Origin of the sequence: Blastochloris tepida, from assembly GCF_003966715.1 — a bacterium.
In the GTDB taxonomy this organism is placed as follows: Bacteria; Pseudomonadota; Alphaproteobacteria; order Rhizobiales; family Xanthobacteraceae; genus Blastochloris; species Blastochloris tepida.
The window spans coordinates 1,348,555-1,372,837 of sequence record NZ_AP018907.1 but is presented as its reverse complement, the minus strand read 5'-3'; the positions used below and the strand labels follow the sequence as shown (position 1 = coordinate 1,372,837).

Here is a 24,283-nt window from a genome sequence, read left to right as displayed (position 1 = left end):
GGATACTCATCCTCCGCTCCGTCCATCGAATCGGCGGCCGGGGACAGCCGGCGGATCCGCCGGTTTGGCGGCAGCGCCAGCCATTACCTTCATCCGCAAAGAAGAACGCTGCACCGCACAATAAAACTGAACCTAACGGAATGTTGTCGCGCCTGATCATTTGATGTCCGCCGGGATTCAAAGCCCACAATTGACATCCTGCGCGCCTATCGTCCGGAACATTCCGTCGTTAGCATTCGGCCGAGAGCTTTCCTGTCTTTTCAGAAGGGCGCAACATGGCCGATACGACCGCCGGCAAACTGTCACTTCCCATCCTGACGGCGATGGTCGTCGGTTCCATGGTCGGCGCCGGCATCTTCAACCTGCCCGGCCGTTTCGCAACTGCCACCGGCCCGTTCGGCGCCATCATCGCCTGGACCATCGCCGGCACCGGCATGTACATGCTGGCGCGGGTCTTCCAGGCGCTGGCCGAAAGGCGGCCGGACATCGACTCGGGCGTGTTCGCCTACGCCAAGGCCGGCTTCGGCGACTACATGGGCTTCCTGTCGGCGTTCGGCTACTGGCTCGGCAGCTGCCTCGGCAACGTGTTCTACTGGGTGTTGATCGGCTCGACGCTCGGCCGCTTCTTTCCGGAGATTTTCGGCGACGGCTCCAGCGCCCTCGCCATCATCGTGTCGCTGGCCGGCGTCTGGTCGTTCCACTTCATGATCCTGCGCGGCGTCGAGCAGGCGACCTTCGTCAACACCGTCGTCACCATCGCCAAGATCGTGCCGCTGATCGTGGCGATCATCGCCTTCATCATCTTCTTCAATTACGACCAGTTCGCCGAGAATTTCTTCGGCGGCGTCGGCATGCCCGAGAAGACGCTGCTGGCGCAGGTGCGCGACACCATGCTCATCACCGTCTTCGTGTTCCTCGGCATCGAGGGCGCGAGCGTCTATTCGCGCTTCGCCAAGAAGCGGTCCGACGTCGGCGCCGCGACCATTCTCGGCTTCGTCGCCGTCACCGGCCTGATGGTGGCCGTCACCCTCCTGCCCTACGCCACCGCGCCGCGCGCCTACATCGCCGGGGTGCCGAACCCCTCGCTGGCCGGCGCGCTGGAGCTCGTCGTCGGCCATTGGGGCGCGGTGTTCATCTCGATCGGCGTTCTCATCTCGGTGCTCGGCGCCTATCTCGCATGGTCGCTGATCTGCGCCGAAGTGCTGTTCGCCGCCGCCAAGTCGCAGGACATGCCGAAGCTGTTCGCCGCCCAGAACGGCAACCGCGTGCCGGCCAATGCGCTGTGGCTGACCAACATCGTCGTCTCGCTGTTCATCGTCTCGACCTACTGGTCGCGCGACGCCTTCAACTTCATGCTGAACATGACCAGCGTGACCTCGCTGCTGCCCTATCTGCTGGTCGCGGGCTATGGCGTGCTGCTGGCGCGCAGCGGCCGGGGCTATGAGACGACGCCGAACGAGCGCGGCCGCGACCAGATCTTCGCCTGGATCGCGGTGGTCTACACCATCTTCATGTTCCTCGCCGCCGGCCTGAAATACGTGCTGCTGGTGGCCGTGCTCTACGTACCGAGCACCGTCCTCTACATCTGGGCGCGGCGTGAGCAGAACGCACGCCTCTTCACGCCGGTCGAGCTGATCGTCTTCGCCGTCACCGCGCTTGCCGGCGGCATCGGCCTCGTTGGCCTCGCCACCGGCACCATCATGCCCTGACACTAGAGCATTTTCCGCACAAGTGGATACCGGTTGCGCGAAAGACCCGAAGGGCCGCGTCAGCGAAAATGCGACAAACCAGAAACTTAGAGCGTCCGATCTGATGCAGTCAGATCGGATCACGCTCTAGAAAAGCCAGTTCAAAGCGGAAACGTCCAGGAGTCCCACCATGGAAACCAAGTTCGGCGTGCATTCCGAGGTCGGCCAGTTGCGCAAGGTCATGGTGTGCGCGCCCGGCCGCGCCCACCAGCGCCTGACGCCCAGCAATTGCGACGCCCTGCTGTTCGACGACGTGCTCTGGGTCGACATCGCCAAGCGCGACCATTTCGACTTCATCAGCAAGATGCGCGACCGCGGCATCGAGGTGGTCGAGATGCACAATCTGCTGACCGAGACCGTCGCCATCCCCGAGGCCAGGAAGTGGATCCTCGACAATCAGGTGGTACCGAACCAGATCGGCCTCGGCTTCGTCGAGGAGGTGCGCGCCTATCTCGACGGCCTGCCCGCCCGCCAGCTCGCCGAGACGCTGATCGGCGGCCTGTCGACCTATGAATTCCCCGAGACCATCGGCGGCGAGACGCTGGCGCTGATCCGCGACGCCGCCGGCGTCAACGAATATCTGCTGCCGCCGCTGCCCAACACCCTCTACACCCGCGACACCACCTGCTGGATCTATGGCGGCGTGACGCTGAACCCGCTCTACTGGCCGGCGCGCCACGAGGAGACCATCCTCACCACCTCGATCTACAAGTTCCACCCCGACTTCGCCGGCAAGGTGAATGTGTGGTGGGGCGACCCGACCCAGGATTGGGGCCTCGCCACGCTGGAAGGCGGCGACGTGATGCCGATCGGCAAGGGCAATGTGCTGATCGGCATGAGCGAGCGCACCTCGCGCCAAGCCATCAGCCAGCTTGCCGCGGCGCTGTTCGAGCGCGGCGCGGCCGAGCGCGTCATCATCGCCGCCATGCCGAAGCTGCGCGCGGCGATGCACCTCGACACCGTGTTCACCTTCGCCGACCGCGACTGCGTGCTGCTCTATCCGGACATCGTCAACAGCATCGAGTGCTTCTCCTACCGGCCGAACGGCAAGGGCGGCATCGAGCTGCGCAAGGACAAGGACCTCGTCGAGACGGTGCGCGAGGCGCTGGGGCTCAAGGCCATTCGCGTCGTCGAGACCGGCGGCAACGACTACATGCGCGAGCGCACGCAGTGGGACAGCGGCGCCAACCTCGTGTGCGCCTCGCCCGGCGTGGTGTTCGCCTATGACCGCAACACCTACACCAATTCCCTGCTGCGCAAGGCCGGCATCGAGGTCATCACCATCGACGGCTCCGAGCTCGGCCGCGGCCGCGGTGGCGGTCACTGCATGACCTGCCCGATCATCCGCGACGCCGTGGAATTCTGACGACCCCGCACCGGCCGAACCTTGGACCCACCAAACCCGGGGACGCCGCGGCTGCGGCCGCGCCGTCCCGCTTTCCGTCCCGCCTCCAGGATTTACGATGGCGTCGCCGACCGACCAGAAATTCGCGCTGCCGACGCTCACCGCCATGGTGGTCGGCTCCATGGTCGGGGCGGGAATCTTCTCGCTGCCGCAGACCTTCGGCCGCGTCACCGGCGGGCTCGGCGCGCTCATCGCCTGGACGATCGCCGGCGGCGGCATGCTGATGCTGGCCTTCGTGTTCCAGACGCTGTCGCGCCGCAAGCCCGAGCTTGATGCCGGCGTCTACGCCTATGCCAAGGCCGGCTTCGGCAACTATCCCGGCTTCCTGTCCGCGCTGGGCTACTGGACCGTCTGCTGCCTCGGCAACGTCTCCTATTGGGTGCTGATCAAATCGACGCTCGGGGCGCTGTTCCCGGTGTTCGGCGACGGCAACACGGTGGCGGCCGTCGCGGTGTCCTCGCTCGGCGTGTGGGCGGTGCATTTCATGATCCTGCGCGGGGTACGGCAGGCTGCCGCCCTCAACACCATCGTCACCGTCGCCAAGATCATCCCGATCCTGATCTTCCTGGTTTTCGTCGGCTTCGGCTTCCAGGCCGACATCTTCGCCGCCAATTTCCAGGGCGGGCCGGGGCTGGAGACCGAGGGCCTGTTCGCACAGGTGCGCGGCACCATGCTGGTCACCGTGTTCGTGTTCGTCGGCATCGAGGGCGCGAGCGTCTATTCGCGCTATGCCCGCAAGCGCTCGGATGTCGGCGTCGCGACGCTGCTCGGCTTCCTCGGCGTGCTGTGCCTCCTGGTGCTGGTGACCATGCTGTCCTACGGCGTGCTGCTGCGCCCCGATCTCGCGGCGCTGCGCAATCCATCGATGGCCGGCGTGCTGCAGGCGGTGGTCGGCCCGTGGGGCGCGGTGTTCGTCAGCGTCGGGCTCATCATCTCGGTGCTCGGCGCCTATCTCTCCTGGTCGCTGCTGGCAGCCGAGGTGCTGTTCTCGGCGGCGCGGATGGAGAGCATGCCGGCGTTCCTGGCGGCCGAGAACCGCGCCAAGGTGCCTTCGGCCGCGCTGTGGCTCACCAATTCGCTGGTGCAGACCTTCCTCATCCTCACGCTGTTCGCCGAGCAGGCGTTCCTGGCGGCGGTCAAGCTCACCTCCTCGATGATCCTGCTGCCCTATCTCCTGGTTGCCGCCTATGCGCTGAAGCTCGCCTGGAGCGGCGAGACCTATGACGAGACCCCGCGCGGCCGCCGCGGCGATCTCGTCCGCGCGCTGCTGGCGACGGTCTATGCCGCGTGGCTGATCTTTGCCGGCGGGCTGAAGTTCCTGCTGCTGTCGCTGGTGATCTACGCCCCCGGCACGGCGCTGTTCGTCATCGCCCAGAAGGAGCGCGGCCACCCGGTCTTCACGCCGGCCGAGGCGTTCCTGTTCGCCGCCGCCATGGCCGGCGCGGTGGTCGCCATCTATGGTCTCGCGGCCGGATACATCTATGTCTGATGTGGTTTCCGGCCGATTGGCCGGACCCCCATCGCGCGCCTGAAGGCGCAGCAGACCGAAACCCCGGTCTGAACCGCCGGGCGTGGACCTATCCCCCCGCCGCCGCCTGCTCGTCCAGCGCGCGGCGAAGCCGCCGCAGCACCACCTGCCGCCCCTTCTCATCGGCGGATTTGCGCACGGCGGCGTCGATATCGAGCAGCAGGCGCGACAAATCATTGTGCCAGTCGAGCCGCGCCACATCCTGCCGCGCGATGCGCTCCGCCGCCCGGCCGGCAAGCTGTGCCTCGCCGCGCGCGAGGTGGAACACCTCGTCGATGCCCGGCACCATCACCTGCTGCGCCGCGACCAGCCCGGCCTCGGTCACCCGCGCCTTCAGCGCCGCAAGCGCCGCGTCCTCGCCATGCACCAGGAACAGCGCCGTCGACGGCCTGCCGCGCTGGCCGAGCCACGCCACCAGTTCGGGCGCATCGGCGTGGCCGGAATAGGCATCGAGCGTACGGATCGCCGCCCGCACCTCGACATCGTCGCCCTGGATGCGCACGGTGCTTGCGCCATCCTGCAGCACCCGGCCGAGCGTGCCCATCGCCTGGAAGCCGACCAGCAGCACCGTCGCGCGCTCATTGGCCAGCCAATTGCGCAGATGGTGCCGGATGCGCCCCGCCTCGCACATGCCGCTCGCCGCGATGATGACGTGGAAGCCCTCGATCTGGCGCAGCGCCTTCGACTGCTCGACGCTCTCTGTGACGATGAGGTGGCGCGATGCGAAGGCGCGGCGCAGCGCGGCCGGGTCGGCAAGCTCGTCGGCGAAGCGCAGGAACACCCGCGTCGCCTGTCCCGCCAGCGGCGAGTCGACATAGATCGGCGCCGGCCTGACGCGACCCGCATCCATCAGCCCGACCAGATCGGTCACCACCTCCTGCGTCCGCTCCACCGCGAAGGACGGGATCAGCAGCGGGCCGCCCCGCGCCTGCGCCGCCGCCACCTCGTCGGCGAGCAGCGCCCGCCGCCGCGCGGCGGTGAGATCCTGGCGGTCGCGATCGCCATAGGTCGCCTCCATGACGATGACGTCGAGATCGCGCGGCCCGTCGGCCGGCTCCTGCAGCAGCTTGTGGTCGGGGCCGATGTCGCCGGAGAACAGCAGCCGAAGCTGTTCATCGCCGTCCGCCACCTCGATCTCGATCGACGATGAGCCGAGCAGATGCCCGGCATTCCACCAGCGCGCCCGAAACCCCGGCGCCACCTCGCGCCACGTGCCGTAGTCCACCGGCACGAGCTGATCGAGAAACGCCTGCGCGTCCGCCTTGGTGTAGATCGGCGTCACCCTGGCCCGCCCGCGGTGGCGGTTGCGGCGGTTGAGGATCTCGACCTCGGTCTCCTGGATGTGGCCGGAGTCCGGCAGCATGCAGCCGAGCAGCCCCGCGGTGGCCTCGGTCGCCAGCACCGGGCCGCGATAGCCGTCGCGCCTCAGCTTCGGCAGCAGGCCGGAATGGTCGATATGCGCATGAGTGACCAGCACGGCGTCGAGCGCCCCCGGGCTGAACGGAAACGGCCCGTAATTCAGCTCCTTCAGCGTCTTGGAGCCCTGGAACATGCCGCAATCGACCAGCACGCGGGCGCCTGCGCCCTGGAGCAGGAAGCACGAGCCGGTCACCGTGCCCGCGGCACCGAAGAAGCTGAGTTCGATCGACATCGGCAGCGCCTCCTCAACGCAACACCCGATCCGCCGGCACGTTCGGCCGGCGCCGCGTCATCCGGCCCGGCCGGCGGACCCGGCCGACACATGAGCAATGCTACCCCGCCCGCCTGCAATCGGCACCCGTGCCCATTGCCCAGCCCCAGCATTGTGAACGACGCAGGCGCGTTGCAGACCTTGCCGTTGCAACCGACGGCGCGAAATAGCGATAATGTTTCGCCGGTTCGTCGAACAGGCCGCATCGAGCGGCGCCCGCAGGGAGACGCAGACATGAGCCAAGCAGATACGGGCCGGGTCGGCATGGGCGAGGTTGACATGGGCCAGGTTGACATGGGCGGAAGAGACATGGGCGGAAGAGACATCGCCGTCGCGGACATGATCGCACCGGCCACGGACGAGGCGTCATCCGGGAAGTCCACGCGGTGGGCGCGCGTGAAGGCCGGCCTCATCCGCTTCCTCATCATGTTCGCCTACCTGCTCGTGGTGCTCACGCTGTTCCAGATGCACGAATATTTGATTCTGGAAGAGCACGGCCTGCCCTTCACGCGCTTCGGCTTCGCCACCATCAATGCGTTCCTCCTCGCCAAGGTGATGCTGCTCGGCGAGGAGTTCAAGCTTGGTCAGTGGTCGCCCCACTGGCCGCGGATCTACCCCATCCTCGGCCGCTCCGCGATCTACACGGTTCTCTTCATCCTCTTCGACGTGGCCGAGAAGACGCTGCGCGGCGTGATCGACGGCAGGACAATTCTCGAAAGCATCCCGCACGAGGCGGGCGGCGTGACCGCCAGCATCATCGTCGGCGTGATCCTGTTCGTCATGCTGGTGCCGTTCTTCGCGTTCGCGGAGATCAGCCAGGTCTTCGGCCGCGACAAGGTCCGCCGCGCGCTGTTTTCGCAGAACAGCCCGGCTCCGCCCTGAGCACGCGTGCCACGGCGCGAGCGGTGCGGCAGCCTCTGACCCACCCAGGCTGACATGAGATGCTTGCCCGCTCTCGCCGCGGCCATCGCCGGGCCAAGCCCGGCGATGGCCGGGACTGTTCCGACCATGGCTCCTGGCGCCACAGATCCTGATCCATGCAGGCAGGCATCACATCCGCATTCGTTGACGTGCGAATTCACGCCGGCCCAAATTCACTCACGTCCAAATTCACTCACGCCAAAACTCTCTTGCGCCCAAATTCTCTCACGCCCAAATTCTCTCACGCCCACGTGATCTTCTCGATGTCGGAGAAGCTGACCGTCGAGCCGTCCTGCATGTGGATCGCCCCGTCCGCATCCGCCGACAGCTTGATCTCGTGCTTCGCCGCATCCACCGAAGCGATGGCGCCGCTGGTGACGGAGACCGTCCAGTCGACGCCATAGGTGCCGAGCGCCTCGGTGCCGCCCCTGAGGTCGATCTGGTCGATCCAGCTCGCGCCGCCGCTGTTGGCGCCGCCATTGATGCTGTCGTTGCCGTCGCCCACGCAATAGACGAACAGATCGCTGCCCTGGCCGCCGATCAGCGTGTCGTTGCCCTGACCACCGGTCAGCGTGTCATTGCCGGCGCCGCCGTCGAGCCGGTTGTCGCCGGCGTTGCCGATCAGCGTGTCGGCCAGATTGCCGCCCACCGCATTCTCGAAATTGAGGACACGATCGCCGCCCTCGACATATCCGGTGACGTAGCCGAGCCCCTGATCGAGATCGATCGTCATCTTGTAGGACAGCGCGGAATAATCGATCGTATCATTGCCGGCGCCGCCATCATGGATGTCGAGCCCGCCGGAGCCGTAGACCAGATCGTTTCCGTCGCCGGCGAGAACCAGATCGTTTCCTGCGGTGCTCTTCAGCATGTCGTCGCCGGTGGTCCCGGTCATCAGCGTCTCGGTCTTGTCGGAGAACTGCCACGTCTCGACATTCACCACCGTGTCCGCGCCCTCGGGCGAGCCGCTCCGGCCGTCGCCGATCGTCACCGAGCCGTCGGCATTCAGCGTGAACCCATAGTTGGTGCTGGCGCCCGAATAGACCACGGTGTCGGTTCCGGCACCGCCGTCGATCCGGTCGTTGCCGGCGGCGCCGGTGATGACATCATTGCCGCCGCCGGTGCTGATGACATCCTGTTCGGACGTGCCGGTGACCTTGTCGGCCGCGCTGGTGCCGGTGAAGCTCCCCACATAATCGCCGACCTGGATCACCACGTTGCGGTCATAGATGGCGCCGTGACTGTCGGTGACGCGCACGATGATCGAGTCGCTCGGGTCGGTCTCGTAGTCCAGCTTCACGCCGGCCCGGACATGGATCTCGTTGCCGTTGAGGATCTCGTATTTCGCGCTGTCGCCGCCGACGATCGAATAGCTGAGCTTGTCACCCGCATCCTGATCGATGCCGGCGAGCGTCGCCGCCAGGCTGCCCGCCGCCGCAGACGCTTTGCCGATGGTGCCGCCGGAAGCAACGTCCTCCTGGACGGTTCCGCCGACAACCGTGAGGCCGCTCGGCGCATCGTTCACGTCGGTGATCTTGATGTCGAAGGTCTGGTCGATCGAGAGCCCGTTCCGATCAGTCACGCGCACGGTGATGCTGTCGGCCGCGTCCGTCTCATAGTCGAGCTTCACGCCCGTCCTGGTCAAAACGGCGTCGCTTCTGGCGGCAGAAACCGTCGTCGCGCTCGTGTCGGCCACGAGGTCGAGCTTGGTCGCGGCCTTCAGGGAGACGACACCGGTCGCGGCATCGATCTGGTACTTGTCGCCATCGCCGCCGACGATCGAATAGCTCAGTCTGTCGCCCGCGTCGGCATCGGCGCCGCTCACCGTGCCCACCACCGTGCCGGCCGCCGCATTCTCGGCGATCACGCCGCCCTTCATCACCGCCCCGGTCGGCGCCTCGTTGACGTCGGCGACCTTGATGTCGAAGGTCTGGTCGACCGAGAGGCCCGTCTGGTCGGTGACGCGCACGGTGATGCTGTCCGCCGCATCGGCCTCGAAATCCAGCTTCGCGCCATCCTTCAGCGACACCACGCCGGTTGCGGCATCGATCTGGTATTTGTCGCTATCGCCGCCGACGATCTGATAGCTCAGCACCGCGCCCGCGTCGGCATCGGCGCCGCTCACCGTACCGACGACCGTGCCGGCCGCCGAATTCTCAGCGATCACATCGCCCTTCATCACCGCCCCGGTCGGCGCCTCGTTGACGTCGGCGACCTTGATGTCGAAGGTCTGCTCGACCGAAAGGCCCGTCTGGTCGGTCACGCGCACGGTGATGCTGTCGGCCGCATCGGCTTCGAAATCCAGCTTCGCGCCGTCCTTCAGCGATACCACGCCGGTCGCGGCATCGATCTGGTACTTGTCGGCATCGCCGCCGACGATCTGATAGCTCAGCACCGCGCCCGCGTCGGGGTCAGTGCCGGTCACCGTACCGACCACCGTCCCGGCCGCCGAATTCTCGGCGATCACGCCGCCCGTCATCACCGCCCCGGTCGGCGCCTCGTCCTGCAGATTGGTGACGGAGATGGCGAGCGCCTGGGTGTCGGTGTGGATGCCGTCGGAGACCTGCACCGTCACATGATAGATATTGTCGCCATCGGCATCGGCGGGGCGCTCGAAGTCCGGCGCGCTCTTGAAGACGAGGTGTCCGGTTTCCGGATCGATCGTGAACAGCGCCGCGTCAGTGCCCCCGGCAATCGTGTAGGTCAGTCGCGCGCCTGCATCGCCATCGCTGGCGGTGATGGTCGCCACGTCGGCGGTGTTCTCGGCGAGGCTGATCGACGCCTGCCCGCCCTCGCCGGAGGTGATGACCGGCGCCAGCGCATTCGATCCCGCCCCCTCGCCGGTCTCCTGCGGCAGAACCGGGCCGGCCGGCAGCTCCGCCCCAGCCGCAGCACCCTGCGCCGCCGGGCCGGTGGCGGTGATGTTCCCCGGAGAGCCTAAGCCCGGATCGGCGCCCGGCTGCAGGCCGGAGGAGCCGAGAGGGCCACCCGATATCGCTGGATCGCCCGCGCCGCGCGCCGCCGGCAGGCCGCCGGCATCCCCGTCCCACCCGCGCACGCCCTCGCCCGCCGTGTCGGCGGCGGCCGGGGTGGCCAGCGGCTGGATGGACGGGCTCTCGACCATCGGCGTCGCCTCGGGCGCCGCCGCCGGGTGCGGCACCGCGTGCGCATCGGCCTGCCCGCCGCCGCGGCCGTCGTCCCACTGCGTGCCGTAATGGAGATTGGGGTTGGTGAGCTGGTCGCCGCCGGTCGCCCCCGGCTGTGCCCCCGGGCCGTGATCGGCCACGGCGATCCGCTTGTCGGCGCCGAACGGCCCGCCATCGGCGGCCTGCCCCGCCGCCTGACGCGTGGCCAGAAGCTGCAAATCCGCATCGTTGAGCGGAGCACCGGAGGTGGTGGGGCCGGCCATCGACATGCTCTCCGTCTGTCAGACCCGCCGGATCGCCAGGATCACGGGCGGTTTTGCTACCCTGTCGGCGCAAATATAACGTGCATTTCTTAATCCCATCTCGATGCGACCATGTAGTTGGAGTTTTTATGTGTTTATGAGATGGTATGGTTATTATATTGTATTTTATTATTGTACGCTCTAACGCCAAACCTATGGCCGATCTCACAGGGTTATTGGACTATTAAGCAGACGATAAGACTTTTCCGAATAATGTCCGGGCATTGAGGGAAAAGGCTGCAGCGGCCTGTGATGATGCGTCGAGTTGCCCAGTCGGCAGATGCCCAGTCGGCAGAAACATCCGCCAGCGCGCCCGTGGCGGGCGCGGGCGCCGTTCGCTTCCGGTCGATCTTCGCCGGCAAGCCGATCGCCGAGCCGCGCCTGCCGCCGGCCATCTATTTGGCGACGCTGGTCACCAGCCTGCTGGCGCTCGTGCTGCCGCTGACGATCCTGCAGGTCTATGACCGGATCATCCCGAACCACGCCAAGGAAACGCTGCTGGCCCTGTTCATCGGCCTGTGCGTGGCGCTGGCGCTCGATTTCATCCTCAAGTGCGCGCGCTCGGCGCTGCTGTCCTGGCTGTCGACGCAGTTCGTGCTGCAGGTGTCGGACGAGGCGGTGGCCCGCCTGCTCGCCGCCCCCGCCGGCACGGTCGAGCGCGACCCCGTGGCCACCCACCTCAACCGCTACGGCGCCATCGGCGCGCTCGGCGACTATCACGCCGGACCGTCGCGCACCGTCGCCCTCGAGCTGCCGTTCGTCGCGCTCGGGCTCGGCGTCATGGCGCTGGTCGGCGGCACCATGGTGCTGGTGCCGGTCTCGCTGTTCCTGCTGTTCGCCGCGCTGTCGATCTACCGCAGCCGCGCGTTTCGCGACGTGATCGAACGGCGCAGCGTCCAGGACAACAAGAAGTACGACTTCGTCACCGAGGTGCTGAGCGGCATCCTGTCGGTGAAGGCGATGGCGATCGAGCCGCAGATGCAGCGCCGCTTCGAGCGGCTGCAGCAGGCCGTCGCCGAGATCACCGCCAAATCCATGTTGGCCGGGCAGGCCGCGCAATCGTCGGCGGTGCTGTTCGGCAATCTGTCGCAGGTCATCGTGGTGATGATCGGCGCCGTCCACGTCATCAACGACCAGATGTCGATCGGCGCGCTCGCCTGCTGCACCATGCTGTCGGGCCAGATCCTGCAGCCGCTGCTGCGCACCATCTCGCTGTGGATGGACAACCAGACGGTGGGCCACCGCCGCAGCGAGGTCCGCACGCTGCTGTCCGGTCCGGTCGGCACGCTGAGCGGCGCCCGGCGCGAGGCGCCCGAAGGCCCCATTGTCTGCGCGGATGCCGCCTACGCCTATTCCGCCGATAGCCCGCCGCTGTTCAGCGGCATCACGCTGGAGATCCCGTCCGGCGCCATTGTCGGCGTCAAGGGTGAGGACGGCTCGGGCCGTTCGACGCTGCTCAATCTGCTGCGCGGCGAGATTACCCCGAGCGCCGGCAGCGTGCGGATCTCGGGCATTGCGACCACCGACCCCGAATTCGCCCGCGTGCGCGCCCAGATCGCCTATGTCGGTCCCGTCCCGGTCATCTTCCGCGGCACGCTTCTGGAAAACCTGACGCTGTTCCAGCCCGAGCGCGCCGCCGCCGCCCGCAGCGCCTGCCGCCTCGTCGGCGTCGACCGCACCATCAATCTATTGCCGGACGGCTTCGAGACCCAGCTCGGCGAGGGCATCGTCGATGACATTCCGGTCTCGGTCGCCCAGCAGGTGGCGATCGTGCGCGCGCTCGCCTGCGAGCCGTCGATCCTCATACTCGACGACGCCAATTCCGCGCTCGACCGCACCGCCGAGGCCGGCCTGATCAAGGCCCTGCACGCGCTGCGCGACGACATGACCGTGCTCGTCGCAACCCACCGGCCCTCGCTGCTGGCCACTGCCGACCTGATCATCCGCGTCGGCGACGGCACGGTCGCCTGCGAGCGCAGCGCCCCCCTGCCCGAACCTCAACGAGGCGCCGCATGATCGACGAGCCCCGCCAGCCGCTCGACGAGGCGGCGCTGCAGGCGCTGCGGCCGCGCCCTGCGGCCACGGGCGACCATGCGGTCCACGCCAGCATGGCCCGCCTCGAGCGCGCCTTCGCCCAGCCGGACACCGCACCGGCCGCGCCCGGGACGCCGACAGCGGACGGCGGCACCGGCGGCGATCCGCTTGACGAGATCGATGCGGTCGTTGCCCCGGCCACCGCGGCCGAGGCCTGCCTCGCGCCGCTGCTCGCTGCCCTGGGCTGGGCCGGCGATGCCCGCACCGTGCGCGAGGCCCTGCCCTATTTCGACCGCGTGGCGGATATCGCGGATCTGCGCGGCGTCCTCGCCCGCCTGGGATTCGCCAGCGATGCCCGCCGCCTCAAGGCGGGCCGCCTTCACGACGACATGCTGCCCGCGCTGCTGGAGACCGGCACCGGCGCCCTGTCGGTGATCGTCGACCGCAATGCCGATGGAACGTTCGCGGTCTTCGACGGCGACAGCCGCAAGAGCCGCAATTTCGAGGCGTCCGCGCTCAAGGGCACGCTCTATCCCGTCCGCCGGCTGTCGGTGGACGAGTCGGACGCGGCGCAGGCCCAGAAGAACTGGTTCGGCAGTGTCATCAGCCATTTCAAGCCGGCGATCGCCGGGGCGATCATGCTGAGCCTGCTGATCAATCTGGCCGCGCTGGCGGTGCCGTTCTTCGTGATCCAGATCTACGATTTCGGCATCGGCACGCGCTCGCCCGGCATCGTCATGCTGCTCGCGATCGGCACCGCCATCGTGCTGGCGACCGATCTGGCGCTGCGCTACGTGCGGGCGCGAATGATCGCCTATTTCGGCGCGCGCATCGATGCGCTCTCGGCCATGTCGGCGTTCAGCCAATTGCTGCAGATGCCGATCGCGATGGTCGAGACCGCGCCGATCGGCACGCAGGTTGCGCGCCTGCGCCAGTTCGAGACGCTGCGCGACACCTTCACCGGCGCCCTGGTCACCGCGATCATCGACATCCCGTTCGTGGTGGTGTTCCTCATCGCCATCGCCATCTGGGGCGGCCATCTCGTCTGGGTTCCGGCGTCGCTGCTGGTGGTGTTCGCGCTGATGTCGGCAGTCACGCTGCCGCTGCTCAAGCACCGCACCAACGCGGCCGGCGACGTCCGCCAGCGGCTCCAACTCCTGTTGCGCGAGATCCTCGGCAAGCGTCAGGCCATCCGCGACCTCAACGCCGAGAGCATCTGGATCGCCCGCCACCGCGACCTTCTCACCGAATGGGCGAAGAAGAACCGGCGGCTGCAGTTCCTCAACAGCGTGCTGCAGAACCTCGCCCAGACGCTGGGCAGCCTCGCGGGCGTGGCGACGCTGCTGTTCGGCACGCTGTCGGTGATGAACGGCACGATGTCGCCCGGCGCGCTGGTCGGCGCCATGGCGCTGGTGTGGCGGGTGATGTCGCCGCTGCAGACCACGTTCCTGTTCTCCAGCCGGCTGGAGCAGGCGCTGCAGACCTATCAGCAGCTCAACCGGCTGATGACCATCAAGGGCGAGCACGCGCCGCTCGGCACGCGCTCGTTCCGGCGCGAGTTCGGCGGCCAGCTGACCCTCAACCGCCTCGTCTTCCGCTATCCGCGGCGCACCGAGCCGGCCTTGCGCGGCGTCCAGCTTCAGGTGAAGCCCGGCGAGGTGATCGCGATCACCGGCCCGAGCGGCGCCGGCAAATCGACCCTGCTCAAGCTCATTCTCGGGCTCTATCCGCCGCTCGGCGGCGCGGTGCTGGTGGATGGGCTCGACCTGCGCCAGATCCCGGCGGCAGACTGGCGCTCGGCCGTGGCCTATTTGCCGCCGAAGCCGCACTTCTTCTACGGCACCATCGCCCAGAATCTGCGTCTCGCCCAGCCCGACGCCACCGATGCCGAGATCGTCGCGGCGCTGGCTGCCGCCGGCGTCGACGTGAACCATCCGCTGCTGCCGGAGGGCATCGAGACCCGCCTCACCTCCAACCGGCTCGACCACTTGTCCGAGCCGATGAAGCAGGGCATCGGGCTCGCCCGCTGCTTCGTCAAGAAGGCGCCCGTCTATCTGCTCGACAATCCGGCCGCCAGCATGGACGCGACCGCCGCCGCCGCCTTCATGGACAGGATCACGGCGCTGAAGGGCACGGCGACCGTCATCATGGTCACCTTCCGCCCGGCCTTCATGCGGCTGGCGAACCGCGTCGTCGTGCTGAACGAGGGACTGATCATCGCCGATGGTCCGCCCGACAAGATCATCGACAAGCTCGCGGCCTGATGCGCAGGGCCGCGGGAAAGAAGTCACCATCGCGGATCGGTTGCGCCCCGTTAACGTTTCCAGCGTAATTTGAGTGAAACTTCCGCGCATACAGTCGGTTGAGCCCCATGTTGCGTCGACGGCGAACCCACAATGACTTCACGCACCGGCTGACCCAGCCGCTGGTCCTCGAAGACGGGCGTCCGCCCAAGGTGCTGTCGTGGACGCTCTATGTGCTGTCCGGCTTCGTCGTTCTGGCCATCGCCTGGGGCACGCTGACCAGCGTGCGCGAGACGACCACCGTCACCGGCCAGATCGTGCCGCGCGGCCAGATCCTCAACGTGCAGCATTTCGAGGGCGGCATCGTCGATGCGGTGCTGGTGCGCGAAGGCGAGACCGTCAAGGCCGGCGACCCGGTCATCCGCCTCGATCCGGTCGGCAGCGAAAGCGACCGCAACCAGCTCGAAAGCCGCAAGGTCGCCCTCACGCTGCAACTGATCCGGCTCAATGCGCTGAGCCGCGGCGAGGTGCCGAACTTCAGCAACGTCGCGCCAGAGCACGCCGCGCTGGTGTCGGAACAGGTGCAGCTCTATTCCAGCGCCGTCCAGCAGCGCCAGAGCGAGGACGCCACGCTCGCGGCCCGCATCGCGCAGCGCCAGAGCGAGCTTGCCGGCGTCCGCAGCGATCTGGCGAACGCAAGGCTGCAGGCCGAGACCCAGCGCGAGCAGCTTGCCATCCAGAGCAAGCTGATCGTCAACGGCCACACCTCGAAGAAGACCTATCTGGAATGGAAGCTCGCGGCGCAGAAGGCCGAGGGCGAGATCGCCAATCTGGAAGCCAAGCTCAAATCCGCCGAGGACGCCGCCACCGAGGCCGAGAAGGCGCGCACCGAGGCACGGGCCAACGCCGAGCGCAAGATCGCCGAGGAACGGGCGAAGGCCGCCTCCGATCTCGCCGAGACGCAGCAGCAGCTTGCCAAGCTGTCCGATCGCGTCGAGCGGCTGCTGGTGCGCGCGCCGTCCGACGGCTACGTGCTGGAACTCGGGCCGAAATCGGCCGGCGAGGTCATCAAGGCCGGCGACACCGTCGCCCGCATCGTGCCGGCCCCGCAGGAGCTGATCGCCGACGTGCGCATCGAGGCGCGCGACAGCGGCCACATCAATGTCGGCTCGCCGGCCATCATCAAGTTCACCACCTTCGACAGCGCACTCTACGGCACGGTCCAGGGCAGCGTCGAATACATCTCAGCCTCGGCCTTCATGCCGCAGGCGGGCCAGATCCCGCTGCCGGGACAGGCGCCGAGCGAGCCCTATTACCGCGCCTTCATCCGCCTCGCCCGCGACAGCGTCGGCAGCGGCGCGCTGACCCGGCCGATCACCCCCGGCATGGTGGTCCAGGCCCAGATCGTGACCGGCTCGAAGTCGATCGTGCGCTACATGCTGAAGCCGGTGTTCAACTCGCTCGACGTCATCTTCACCGAGCGCTGACGAGGCCGCAGACTTGGACGGTGGCAAACCCTCCGCCGGGCGAGCGGGTCCGCCTCACCGGCAACGCCTCACCGGCACGGCGTCGGCGGCAGGATGTCGAGCGTCGTCATCGCGCCCTTGAGCCGGAAATCGCCATAGTCGAGCGTGAGGTCGCGGCTGATGCCGTTCTCGAACAGCTCGAAGCCGAGCGTGTAGATCGGCGTCTGCTGGTCCGACCCCGCCTCGAAATAGCTGACCGTGACCGGCCAGCGCCGTGTGTCCTTCAGCTCCGGCACCCGCAGCACCGGCTCCAGCGAACCCTCGGCGCCGGGGGCGATCGCCCGCCCCACCACGCCCATGGTGTCGTAGACCTTGCGGCCGGCCTCGGTGCCGTCGAACACCTTGACCGACAGGATGGTCTCGCCCTTGCGCGCGGTCTCGATCAGGCGGCGCATGTGCTGGGTCGGGAACACCACGCCGCTGCCGAGCTCGACCCGGCCCTCGGCCGGCTTGGCGATCTGCACCACCACCGAGCCGTCCGCCGCGCGCTCGGCGCGGCCCTCGCTCATCTCCCGCACATTTCGGTCGACCAGATTCTGGTTGGCGAACCGGAAGGTGCGGCCGGCCACATCCTCCCAGCTTGTCGCCAGCGTGTCGGACACCGTCTGGCCGTCCTCGCTGTCGATCTGCACCACCTGACGCAGCGACATGGCCCAGCCGTCGCAGGCATTGCCCGAGAACTCGTAGACGATGCGGCCGCGCGCCCCCTGCACCGAGGATTTGGCCGCCAGACGGTCCAGCGTGAGGTCGTAGACGGCGCGATGGGCGATGAAGGCCGGCGCCTCGTCGGCCACCGCCTCGCCCGCCACTCCCCCGGCCGCCACCGCCACGGTCGCGATCCCGGCAGCGAGGCCAAGGCCAAGGGCCACGGCACCACGCGCCGCCACACGACAAATTGCATTCATGAGCCAGAATCCGACCACAAGCGTGGCGGTACCATAATTGCGGCCCGCTGCGGCTACAACGTCAAGCGGATTGGCCAATCGGCTTGCCTGCCGCCTGCGCCTGCGCGATGACTTTGCGGCATGACGGGTTGGCGGTTCATGCGGTTTCCAGCCGATCAGGCTGGAGAACCGTATGCCGATCGCCGAAAACCCCGCTCCCAAGCGAGGGGTTTTCGGCGAGACCGTTTCCGGTATCCCGTAGGGATCGACCGGAAACCGTATCATTGAGGAGGACACGTGATGGCTGGGACGGTCGAGGGCAGGATCATCGCGGCGGGCTTCGCCCTGCCCGCTCCGGCGGCACCGGTCGCCACCTATGTGCCGTTCGTCCGCACCGGCAATCTGGTCACGGTGTCCGGCCAGCTCTGCTTCGCGCCCGACGGCGCGCTGCGCCACACCGGGCGGATGGGCAGCGATTTCGACCTCGCCGCCGGGCAGGAGGCGGCGCGCTACGCCGCGCTCAACGTGCTGGCGCAGGTCAAGGCGGCGATCGGCGATCTCGACCGGGTGACGCGGGTTGTGCGGCTCGGGGGCTTCATCAATGCCGGCCCCGGCTTCACCGACCTGCCCAAGGTGATGAACGGCGCCTCCGACCTGATGGTCGCGGCGTTCGGCGAGGCGGGCCGGCATGCCCGCTCCACCGTCGGCGTCGCCGAACTGCCGCTCGGCGCCCTGGTCGAGATCGAAGGCCTGTTCGAGGTCGCCTGATGACACCCGAGTGGCTGACAGCGCGCCCGATCGCCCATCGCGGGCTGCACGACGCCGCCGACGGCGTCATCGAGAACACCCTCTCGGCCTGCGCCGCTGCCGCGGCCGCCGGCTACGCCATCGAGGTCGACCTGCAGCTTTCCGCCGATGGCGAGGCGATGGTGTTCCACGACGACACCCTCGACCGCCTGACCGAGGCCACCGGGCCGGTCGCCGCGCGCACCGCCGCCGAGCTCAAGGCCGTGCGCTTCCGTGACACCGACGACGTGATGATGCGGTTCTCCGAACTGCTGACGCTGGTGTCGGGGCACGTGCCGCTGATCGTCGAGCTGAAGAGCCGGTTCGACGGCGACCCAACGCTGGTGCGGCGCGCCGCCGAGGTCGCTGCCGCCTATGGCGGCCCGCTGGCGCTGATGTCGTTCGACCCCGCCCCCATCGCCGACCTGCGCACGCTGGCGCCCGGTATCGTCCGCGGCATCACCGCCGAGCGCCATTATGCCGATCCCGAATGGAACGGCCTCTCCGCCATCCGCAAGCAGGTGCTGGGCAATCTGCTGCACTGGCCGGCGTCGCGCCCGCAGTTCGTCGCCTTCTGCTTGAGTGACCTGCCGACCGTGGCGACCGAAGTCGCCCGGCGCGCGCTCGGCGTGCCGGTGCTGACCTGGACGGTGCGCACGCCCGAAGACCGCGCGCGGGCAAAGCGCTGGGCCGACCAGATGATCTTCGAAGGCTTCCGGCCGAAACCGGCATGATCCTGCTGCGGCCTTTGCCGTAAAGTGGCGGTGACCCCCGGAACCGTCCATGAAAGCACCCACAACGAACAAAACCACGACGAACGATCCCTCGACCGCCGCCGCCCTGCCGGACCTGACCATCGAGGCGGTGCCGAGCCTGCGCGGCCTCGACCCCGCCGCGTGGAACGCCTGCGCCCGCGCGCCGGTATTGCCGGCGGCCGACGCCCAACCGGCCGGCGACGAATTTTATCCCGCCTATCAGGAGACGGCGGACAACCCCTTCGTGTCGCACGAATTTCTGTCGGCGCTCGAAGAGTCCGGCTCGGCCGTCCCCCGCACCGGCTGGGCCGGCGTCCACCTGATCGCGCGCGACGCGGCCGGCACCCTGGTCGGTGCCGTTCCGGCCTATCTGAAGACCCATTCGCGCGGCGAGTATGTGTTCGACCAGGGATGGGCCGAGGCCTACGAGGCGGCCGGCGGCCGCTACTACCCCAAGCTCCAGGTCTCGGTACCGTTCACGCCGTGCACCGGTCCCCGCCTGATGGTGCGGCCGGGCCACGACGCCGTCGCGGTCCGCCGCCGCCTCGCCGGCGCCCTCACCGCGCTCGCCCGCCAGACCGGCGCCTCCTCGGTGCACGTCACCTTCCCGACCGGGCGCGAATGGCTGGAACTCGGCGCGGCCGGCTGGCTGCTGCGCACCGACCGGCAGTTCCAGTGGACCAACCGCGCCTATGCGTCGTTCGAGGCGTTCCTCGAAGACCTCAACGCCCGCAGGCGCAAGGCCATCCGCCGCGAGCGGCGCGAAGCGCTGGCCCCCGGCATCGAGATCCGCCGCCTCACCGGCGCCGACCTCACCGAGGAGGTGTGGGACGCCTTCTTCGCCTGCTACATGGATACCGGCTCGCGCAAATGGGGCCGGCCCTATCTGACCCGCGATTTCTTCTCGCTGGTGTCGGCGCGCATGGCCGACACCATCGTGCTGGCGATGGCGCGGCGGGGCGGCCGCTGGATCGCCGGCGCCCTCAATTTCCGCGGCTCCGACACGCTCTATGGCCGCCACTGGGGCGCGATCGAGCACCACCCGTTCCTGCACTTCGAGCTCTGCTACTACCAAGCCATCGAGGCGGCGATCGAACTCGGCCTGGCGCGGGTGGAGGCCGGCGCCCAGGGCGAGCACAAGCTGGCGCGCGGCTATCTGCCGGTCCCCACCTATTCGGCCCACTACATCGCCGATCCCGCCTTGCGCCGGGGAATCGCCAGCTATCTGGCCCGCGAGCGCGCCTATGTCGCCGATCTGGGCCGGACGCTGCTGGCCGAGACCCCCTTCCGCAAGGACGCTGCCGGAGCGGAAAAAGGTCTTGCCGAGGGGGATAAAGGTCTTGCCGAAGGGGAATTCGAGGTGTGAACTATTCGTCGAACCATTCGGATCGCAGGGCGTTGCGGAAAGTAAGGACAACATCCCCGCAGCAGGAGAAAGCAGGAGCACGCCATGACCGACACCCAGCTTCATCGCCGCGCCTTCGTATTCGGCGCCGTGGCCCTCGGCGCCGCTGCCCTCACGATCGGGTCCGGCAGCGCCGAGGCCGCACCCGCCTCGCCCATTCCGCCCGGCACCCCCGAGGACGCCACCGCCTTCGACGCGCTGTTCCGCCCGGAGCGGGACACCGTCAAGGCCGAGACCGTGCAGTGGCGCACGCGGTGCTACTGGGACCGCTGGGGCCGGCGCGTGTGCGTGCGGCAGCGCTGGGTGTGCTGGTGGCATCGCGGCCGGCGCGTCTGCGGCTGGCGCTGAGTTCATTCCTGGAGGGTCGCGGCGCGCCCGGCTCTCTTGACCCGAACCCGCGGCGGCGTCACACAGGCGCCGCCGCGATTTGCGTTTATGCGGTTTCCGGCTGACCAAGCCGGAGAACCGTGCTCCGATCGCCGAAAAATCCTATCCGAATCAAGGGTTTTTCGGCGAGACCGTTTCCGGTACCCCGAAGGGGTCAACCGGAAACCGTATTACGGCAAGCAAGCTGGGGCCGCGACATGACCGCCTACGACCCGAACAACATCTTCGCCAAGATCCTGCGCGGCGAGATTCCCTGCTTCAAGGTGTTCGAGGACGACAGGACGTTCGCCTTCCTCGACATCATGCCGCGCGCGCCCGGCCATACGCTGGTGATTCCCAAGGCCGCGGCCCGCAACATTCTCGACATCGATCCGGACGATTTGGCCGCAGTGATGCGCACCGCGCAGAAGATCGCGCACGCCGGCAAGGCGGCTTTCGCGGCCGACGGCATCACCCTGATGCAGTTCAGCGAGGCGGCCGGCGGCCAGGAGGTGTTCCACCTCCACGTCCACGTCATCCCGCGCCATGCCGGCGTGGCGCTGAAGCCGCCCACCTCCTACAAGGAGGACATGGCGGTGCTGAAGCAGCACGCCGACAAGCTGATCGCGGCGATCGGATGAAGACGGGCGCGTTCGCCCAAAGCAAATGACCAAAAGTCATCAACTCGGAATCAGAACGCGCCACAAGCTTGGGCAATTCGGTCCTGATTCTCGATTTGCCGTTCAATTACAGCCGGAGAGACGGAGAATTCGTCCGCGATCGAAAAAATGTCACGCTTATCCTTTTGCATCGACCGAATCTCGTCGATCGGCGCAAGGAATTCCGCGGCAAATGCCCGACCTGCCGCCTGCCGGTAAGCATTCTGCAGGCGATTGACCGACGACAGAGCTTGCTCCGGGAAACACGCCGCATCTCCGACTGCCCTTGCCATCGAGAACAGATGTGTCGCTTTCGCTTCGGAAGAATCTCCGTGATTGCGAAGGTGAATATGAATTCCGTCAGGGCGCTCGCGCCGTAGCGCATGGATCCCATCGACCTTGGGAGCAAGATTAAAACTGCGCCCGGCACCGAGATACTGCGCCAAATCTTTGAAAGATGAGAAACGATGATGCTGCTGCAGATCCAAGTGCCTCCGCATCGCGCGCGCCCGGCGGTATCCAAGCGCCCAGGCGCGTTCGCCTGCCTTTGGCAAGGCAATTTTGGCCACCTCGTCGACCGCAGGCCGCAAATTGGCCAACCGGTAGCTCATGCTCCTCTCGGAGGCCATCCGCTCAACCCAGTTGAGCAGGCTTGACCTATCGACATTATCTGCGCCCGACACGAACTCCACCAGCGCATCATTCGAAAACAACTCTTCCGATTTCTCGATAAACTCTGCCTCGTCATCAGCAATCTGATAAGGATCAAGCCCCAATCCGCCTGCTGCCTCGCAAAAAACCGTCTCTCCTGACTGGATCGAGGCTTGAATACGCTGCCACCGCAGCGCAGCGCTGGTATTCTTGGTGTCCTTTTCCGCAAGACGTTCAAGAATTTCCTGGATCAAGCAGGACAGCCAAGTTTCACCCTCCTGGCGAGACATGACCTCCGTCGAACCGCCCCAAAAACGGAGATCTGGTTCCTTGTATACATATTGATGTGCGGAGACCTCGAAGACCGCTCCATCGAATTGCAGCCGGATATCCGGCAGCAGATAACCGGTTCGGTAGCGCAGAAACGAAATGGAACGGTCGCGCGCACCAAAAACCGTCCACCAATCATGAACGAGACCGTGCGCGAGCCCATAGAGCGCGACAGTAACGTGATCGCCGACCTGACCATCCAGAAGATGCTGGGTCACGTTCAAGCCGTTGAGGACCAGACGCAGATCGCCGACCGTCGCCCGCTCTTCAGGGGCGGCATTCAGCGCATCGTCATGCCATTCAATCGAATGCTTCACGCTTTTCCGCCTCGCTGATCGGCCAACCTTTGTAGGTACCCTGCTCCTGGTTGACCGCAAACCCGAACCAGAACTGGCCGTCCGCATCCATGTGCCAGATATGCTTCGGGTACGTCTTGTCTCCCTCAAAATACCGGTATCGGCCGCGTCTCAGCGCCTCTCGCACCCACGTGGTTGCGATTGCGCGTTCGGCTTCCAAAACCTTCGGACAGATCGTGGTATTTTGTTTCTTGGGCCTTGTTGCATGACCGTCAGGACCGACCCTCGCCATCGGCAGACCGTCCCACCAGCGCTCAACCTTGTGCTCGCCGCTTCCAACATAACTCGCCGATTCGATTTCTTCGTCCTTCAGCGGCGGGCGCTTCGGGATCTGTTGCGGTCGCGCCATGGCCGCCTCTCAAGCATGTTCAATATAGCAGCCCACATGGCAGCAAGAAATCAGGCTGCTCTCAGCCGGACCCCAGACCAAGCCACCATGCTCCGGCGATGATCACCGCATCCGCGGCGATCAGACCGGCGGTCACCGAGCGGCCGGTGGCGGCGTAGGCGCCGGCCCCCACCCCCACCGCGACGAGCCGCAGCGCCAGCGGAATGGCGGCGAGCCCGCCGGTCGGGAACAGCACCATCCGCGCCGCCAGCCCGGCCACCATCGCGGTGGCCACCGCCCGCACGAAGCGGAAGCCGAGGCTGCGGTCGTCGATGCGGTTCGCCACGGCGATGCCGAGAAACCGCCAGACATAGGTGACCGCGGCCGCCGCCAGCACCATCGCATAGATGGCAAGGTCGCTCATGCCAGGATCGCTCATGCCAGGATCGCTCATGCCCGGCGCTCCCAGGCGAGGCCCACGGCGAACGCCACCGCGCCGCCGATCGCGCCGGTGAGCATCAGGTCGAAATCGGGCGCCATGACCGCCATCACCGGCCCGAGCACGAGGCCGGAGGCGAACGCCAGCTTCTCGACGACACTTCGCGCCGTTCGCTCCAGCGACAGGAGAAAGAACACCGGCGGCAGGAACACCAGCCCGATCACCAGCGGCTCGGCCAGCCGGCCGGCGACCACATGGCCGAGCGCCGTCGCCGCCGCCGAGGCGACGATCAGCGCATAGGACATGCCGAGATAGAAGCCCGGCCGCTCGGCGCGCGGAATGTCGGGCAGATGGCGGAAGGACTCCACCCAAACCGTCTGCGCCACAAAATGGGCGCACCAGAACTGCGCGCCGACATTCATGCGCGGCGCCCGCAGCACCGGCATCAGCGACACCACCATCGGCATCAGCCGCACCGCCGACAGCGACACCGCCAGCAGCGCGGCGAGCGGCGACGAACCGGCGGCGACGGCCCCGAGCAGCACCACCTGCCCCGGCATCGCCCACACCAGAAGCGTCGCCAGCACCGCGGCCGGCAGCGGCCAGCCGGCATCGTGCGCCAGACCGCCGAAGCCGACGAAGGAGGCCATCAGCACCAGCATCGGCGGGCCGAAGGCGACGCGGATGCCGGCGGCGAGCGCCGTATTGCGCGGGCGGTCGGAGGGATCGGAGGACGGCTCGGCCATGCGCACCCTTTGTGGCCGATCCGCCCTGCCGGCGG

The 24,283-nt window shown here is 67.3% G+C and carries 19 protein-coding genes; 12 read left to right on the top strand and 7 right to left on the bottom strand.

Annotated elements, in window-relative coordinates:
- Positions 1-275: 275 nt before the first annotated feature.
- From BLTE_RS06310 to BLTE_RS06300, 3 genes are all read left to right on the top strand, one after another.
- Positions 276-1,709, top strand: coding sequence for a basic amino acid/polyamine antiporter (locus tag BLTE_RS06310; protein WP_126398581.1), 1,434 nt, complete (start codon positions 276-278; stop codon positions 1,707-1,709).
- Positions 1,710-1,878: 169 nt separating this feature from the next.
- The gene (locus BLTE_RS06305; RefSeq protein WP_126398579.1) at positions 1,879-3,114 is read left to right on the top strand and encodes an arginine deiminase; all 1,236 of its coding nucleotides are present in this window, start codon (positions 1,879-1,881) and stop codon (positions 3,112-3,114) included.
- Positions 3,115-3,211: 97 nt separating this feature from the next.
- Complete coding sequence (locus BLTE_RS06300) at positions 3,212-4,642, top strand: basic amino acid/polyamine antiporter (protein WP_126398577.1); 1,431 nt, start codon at positions 3,212-3,214, stop codon at positions 4,640-4,642.
- An 88-nt stretch (positions 4,643-4,730) separates the two neighbouring features.
- On the opposite strand, the gene BLTE_RS06295 is transcribed toward BLTE_RS06300, so the two are convergent.
- Entirely contained in the window at positions 4,731-6,332 is a 1,602-nt protein-coding gene (locus BLTE_RS06295; protein ID WP_126398575.1) for an MBL fold metallo-hydrolase RNA specificity domain-containing protein, read from the bottom strand.
- Between the two features lie 273 nt (positions 6,333-6,605).
- Between BLTE_RS06295 and BLTE_RS06290 the strand changes: the two genes are divergently transcribed.
- Positions 6,606-7,253 (top strand): hypothetical protein, encoded by a 648-nt coding sequence (locus BLTE_RS06290; protein WP_126398573.1) that lies wholly within the window; start codon positions 6,606-6,608, stop codon positions 7,251-7,253.
- 280 nt (positions 7,254-7,533) lie between these two features.
- Here BLTE_RS06290 and BLTE_RS06285 read toward each other — a convergent pair whose 3' ends face one another.
- Positions 7,534-10,701: a cadherin domain-containing protein gene (locus tag BLTE_RS06285; protein WP_126398571.1), complete on the bottom strand. Its 3,168-nt coding sequence runs from the start codon at positions 10,699-10,701 to the stop codon at positions 7,534-7,536.
- Positions 10,702-10,992: 291 nt separating this feature from the next.
- Between BLTE_RS06285 and BLTE_RS06280 the strand changes: the two genes are divergently transcribed.
- The 3 genes from BLTE_RS06280 (at position 10,993) to BLTE_RS06270 (ending at position 16,504) form a co-directional block, all read left to right on the top strand.
- Positions 10,993-12,756 (top strand): ABC transporter transmembrane domain-containing protein, encoded by a 1,764-nt coding sequence (locus BLTE_RS06280; protein ID WP_126398569.1) that lies wholly within the window; start codon positions 10,993-10,995, stop codon positions 12,754-12,756.
- A complete protein-coding gene (locus BLTE_RS06275; RefSeq protein ID WP_126398566.1) occupies positions 12,753-15,038 on the top strand; it encodes a peptidase domain-containing ABC transporter in 2,286 nt (761 codons plus the stop codon). Before BLTE_RS06280 ends, BLTE_RS06275 begins: the two co-directional genes overlap by 4 nt.
- Before the next feature lie 107 nt (positions 15,039-15,145).
- Positions 15,146-16,504: an HlyD family type I secretion periplasmic adaptor subunit gene (locus tag BLTE_RS06270; protein WP_126398564.1), complete on the top strand. Its 1,359-nt coding sequence runs from the start codon at positions 15,146-15,148 to the stop codon at positions 16,502-16,504.
- Between the two features lie 68 nt (positions 16,505-16,572).
- Here the strand turns inward: BLTE_RS06270 and BLTE_RS06265 are convergent, their stop codons facing one another.
- Positions 16,573-17,412 carry a cell envelope integrity EipB family protein gene (locus BLTE_RS06265; protein WP_160140537.1) on the bottom strand — a complete coding sequence of 280 codons (840 nt, stop codon included), beginning with the start codon at positions 17,410-17,412 and terminating at the stop codon, positions 16,573-16,575.
- 315 nt (positions 17,413-17,727) lie between these two features.
- Here BLTE_RS06265 and BLTE_RS06260 point away from each other — a divergent pair, with 315 nt between their 5' ends.
- The 5 genes from BLTE_RS06260 to BLTE_RS06240 all read left to right on the top strand — a co-directional run bounded on the left by BLTE_RS06260 (position 17,728) and on the right by BLTE_RS06240 (position 21,380).
- Positions 17,728-18,195, top strand: a complete 468-nt coding sequence (locus tag BLTE_RS06260) for a RidA family protein (protein ID WP_126398560.1) — start codon at positions 17,728-17,730, stop codon at positions 18,193-18,195.
- A complete protein-coding gene (locus BLTE_RS06255) occupies positions 18,192-18,947 on the top strand; it encodes a glycerophosphodiester phosphodiesterase family protein (protein WP_165439205.1) in 756 nt (251 codons plus the stop codon). Before BLTE_RS06260 ends, BLTE_RS06255 begins: the two co-directional genes overlap by 4 nt.
- 49 nt (positions 18,948-18,996) lie before the next feature.
- Positions 18,997-20,334, top strand: a complete 1,338-nt coding sequence (locus tag BLTE_RS06250) for a GNAT family N-acetyltransferase (RefSeq protein ID WP_126398556.1) — start codon at positions 18,997-18,999, stop codon at positions 20,332-20,334.
- Positions 20,335-20,418: 84 nt separating this feature from the next.
- A complete protein-coding gene (locus BLTE_RS06245) occupies positions 20,419-20,721 on the top strand; it encodes a hypothetical protein (RefSeq protein ID WP_126398555.1) in 303 nt (100 codons plus the stop codon).
- Between the two features lie 236 nt (positions 20,722-20,957).
- The gene (locus BLTE_RS06240) at positions 20,958-21,380 is read left to right on the top strand and encodes an HIT family protein (RefSeq protein ID WP_126398553.1); all 423 of its coding nucleotides are present in this window, start codon (positions 20,958-20,960) and stop codon (positions 21,378-21,380) included.
- Between the two features lie 50 nt (positions 21,381-21,430).
- Here BLTE_RS06240 and BLTE_RS06235 read toward each other — a convergent pair whose 3' ends face one another.
- From BLTE_RS06235 to BLTE_RS06220, 4 genes are all read right to left on the bottom strand, one after another.
- Positions 21,431-22,696, bottom strand: coding sequence for an ImmA/IrrE family metallo-endopeptidase (locus BLTE_RS06235; protein ID WP_126398551.1), 1,266 nt, complete (start codon positions 22,694-22,696; stop codon positions 21,431-21,433).
- Positions 22,680-23,084 carry a hypothetical protein gene (locus tag BLTE_RS06230; protein WP_126398549.1) on the bottom strand — a complete coding sequence of 135 codons (405 nt, stop codon included), beginning with the start codon at positions 23,082-23,084 and terminating at the stop codon, positions 22,680-22,682. Before BLTE_RS06230 ends, BLTE_RS06235 begins: the two co-directional genes overlap by 17 nt.
- 61 nt (positions 23,085-23,145) lie before the next feature.
- Positions 23,146-23,517 (bottom strand): AzlD domain-containing protein, encoded by a 372-nt coding sequence (locus BLTE_RS06225; RefSeq protein ID WP_244600141.1) that lies wholly within the window; start codon positions 23,515-23,517, stop codon positions 23,146-23,148.
- Positions 23,514-24,248: an AzlC family ABC transporter permease gene (locus BLTE_RS06220; RefSeq protein WP_126398547.1), complete on the bottom strand. Its 735-nt coding sequence runs from the start codon at positions 24,246-24,248 to the stop codon at positions 23,514-23,516. The genes BLTE_RS06225 and BLTE_RS06220 overlap by 4 nt, the downstream gene beginning before the upstream one ends.
- Between the last annotated feature and the right edge of the window lie 35 nt (positions 24,249-24,283).

Bases quoted from the DNA above. Each gene is read 5' to 3' on its own strand.
- BLTE_RS06310 (WP_126398581.1), top strand. From the start codon at position 276: ATGGCCGATACGACCGCCGGCAAACTGTCACTTCCCATCCTGACGGCG.
- BLTE_RS06305 (WP_126398579.1), top strand. From the start codon at position 1,879: ATGGAAACCAAGTTCGGCGTGCATTCCGAGGTCGGCCAGTTGCGCAAG.
- BLTE_RS06300 (WP_126398577.1), top strand. From the start codon at position 3,212: ATGGCGTCGCCGACCGACCAGAAATTCGCGCTGCCGACGCTCACCGCC.
- BLTE_RS06295 (WP_126398575.1), bottom strand. From the start codon at position 6,332: ATGTCGATCGAACTCAGCTTCTTCGGTGCCGCGGGCACGGTGACCGGC.
- BLTE_RS06290 (WP_126398573.1), top strand. From the start codon at position 6,606: ATGAGCCAAGCAGATACGGGCCGGGTCGGCATGGGCGAGGTTGACATG.
- BLTE_RS06285 (WP_126398571.1), bottom strand. From the start codon at position 10,701: ATGGCCGGCCCCACCACCTCCGGTGCTCCGCTCAACGATGCGGATTTG.
- BLTE_RS06280 (WP_126398569.1), top strand. From the start codon at position 10,993: ATGATGCGTCGAGTTGCCCAGTCGGCAGATGCCCAGTCGGCAGAAACA.
- BLTE_RS06275 (WP_126398566.1), top strand. From the start codon at position 12,753: ATGATCGACGAGCCCCGCCAGCCGCTCGACGAGGCGGCGCTGCAGGCG.
- BLTE_RS06270 (WP_126398564.1), top strand. From the start codon at position 15,146: ATGTTGCGTCGACGGCGAACCCACAATGACTTCACGCACCGGCTGACC.
- BLTE_RS06260 (WP_126398560.1), top strand. From the start codon at position 17,728: ATGGCTGGGACGGTCGAGGGCAGGATCATCGCGGCGGGCTTCGCCCTG.
- BLTE_RS06250 (WP_126398556.1), top strand. From the start codon at position 18,997: ATGAAAGCACCCACAACGAACAAAACCACGACGAACGATCCCTCGACC.
- BLTE_RS06245 (WP_126398555.1), top strand. From the start codon at position 20,419: ATGACCGACACCCAGCTTCATCGCCGCGCCTTCGTATTCGGCGCCGTG.
- BLTE_RS06240 (WP_126398553.1), top strand. From the start codon at position 20,958: ATGACCGCCTACGACCCGAACAACATCTTCGCCAAGATCCTGCGCGGC.
- BLTE_RS06230 (WP_126398549.1), bottom strand. From the start codon at position 23,084: ATGGCGCGACCGCAACAGATCCCGAAGCGCCCGCCGCTGAAGGACGAA.
- BLTE_RS06225 (WP_244600141.1), bottom strand. From the start codon at position 23,517: ATGAGCGATCCTGGCATGAGCGATCCTGGCATGAGCGACCTTGCCATC.
- BLTE_RS06220 (WP_126398547.1), bottom strand. From the start codon at position 24,248: ATGGCCGAGCCGTCCTCCGATCCCTCCGACCGCCCGCGCAATACGGCG.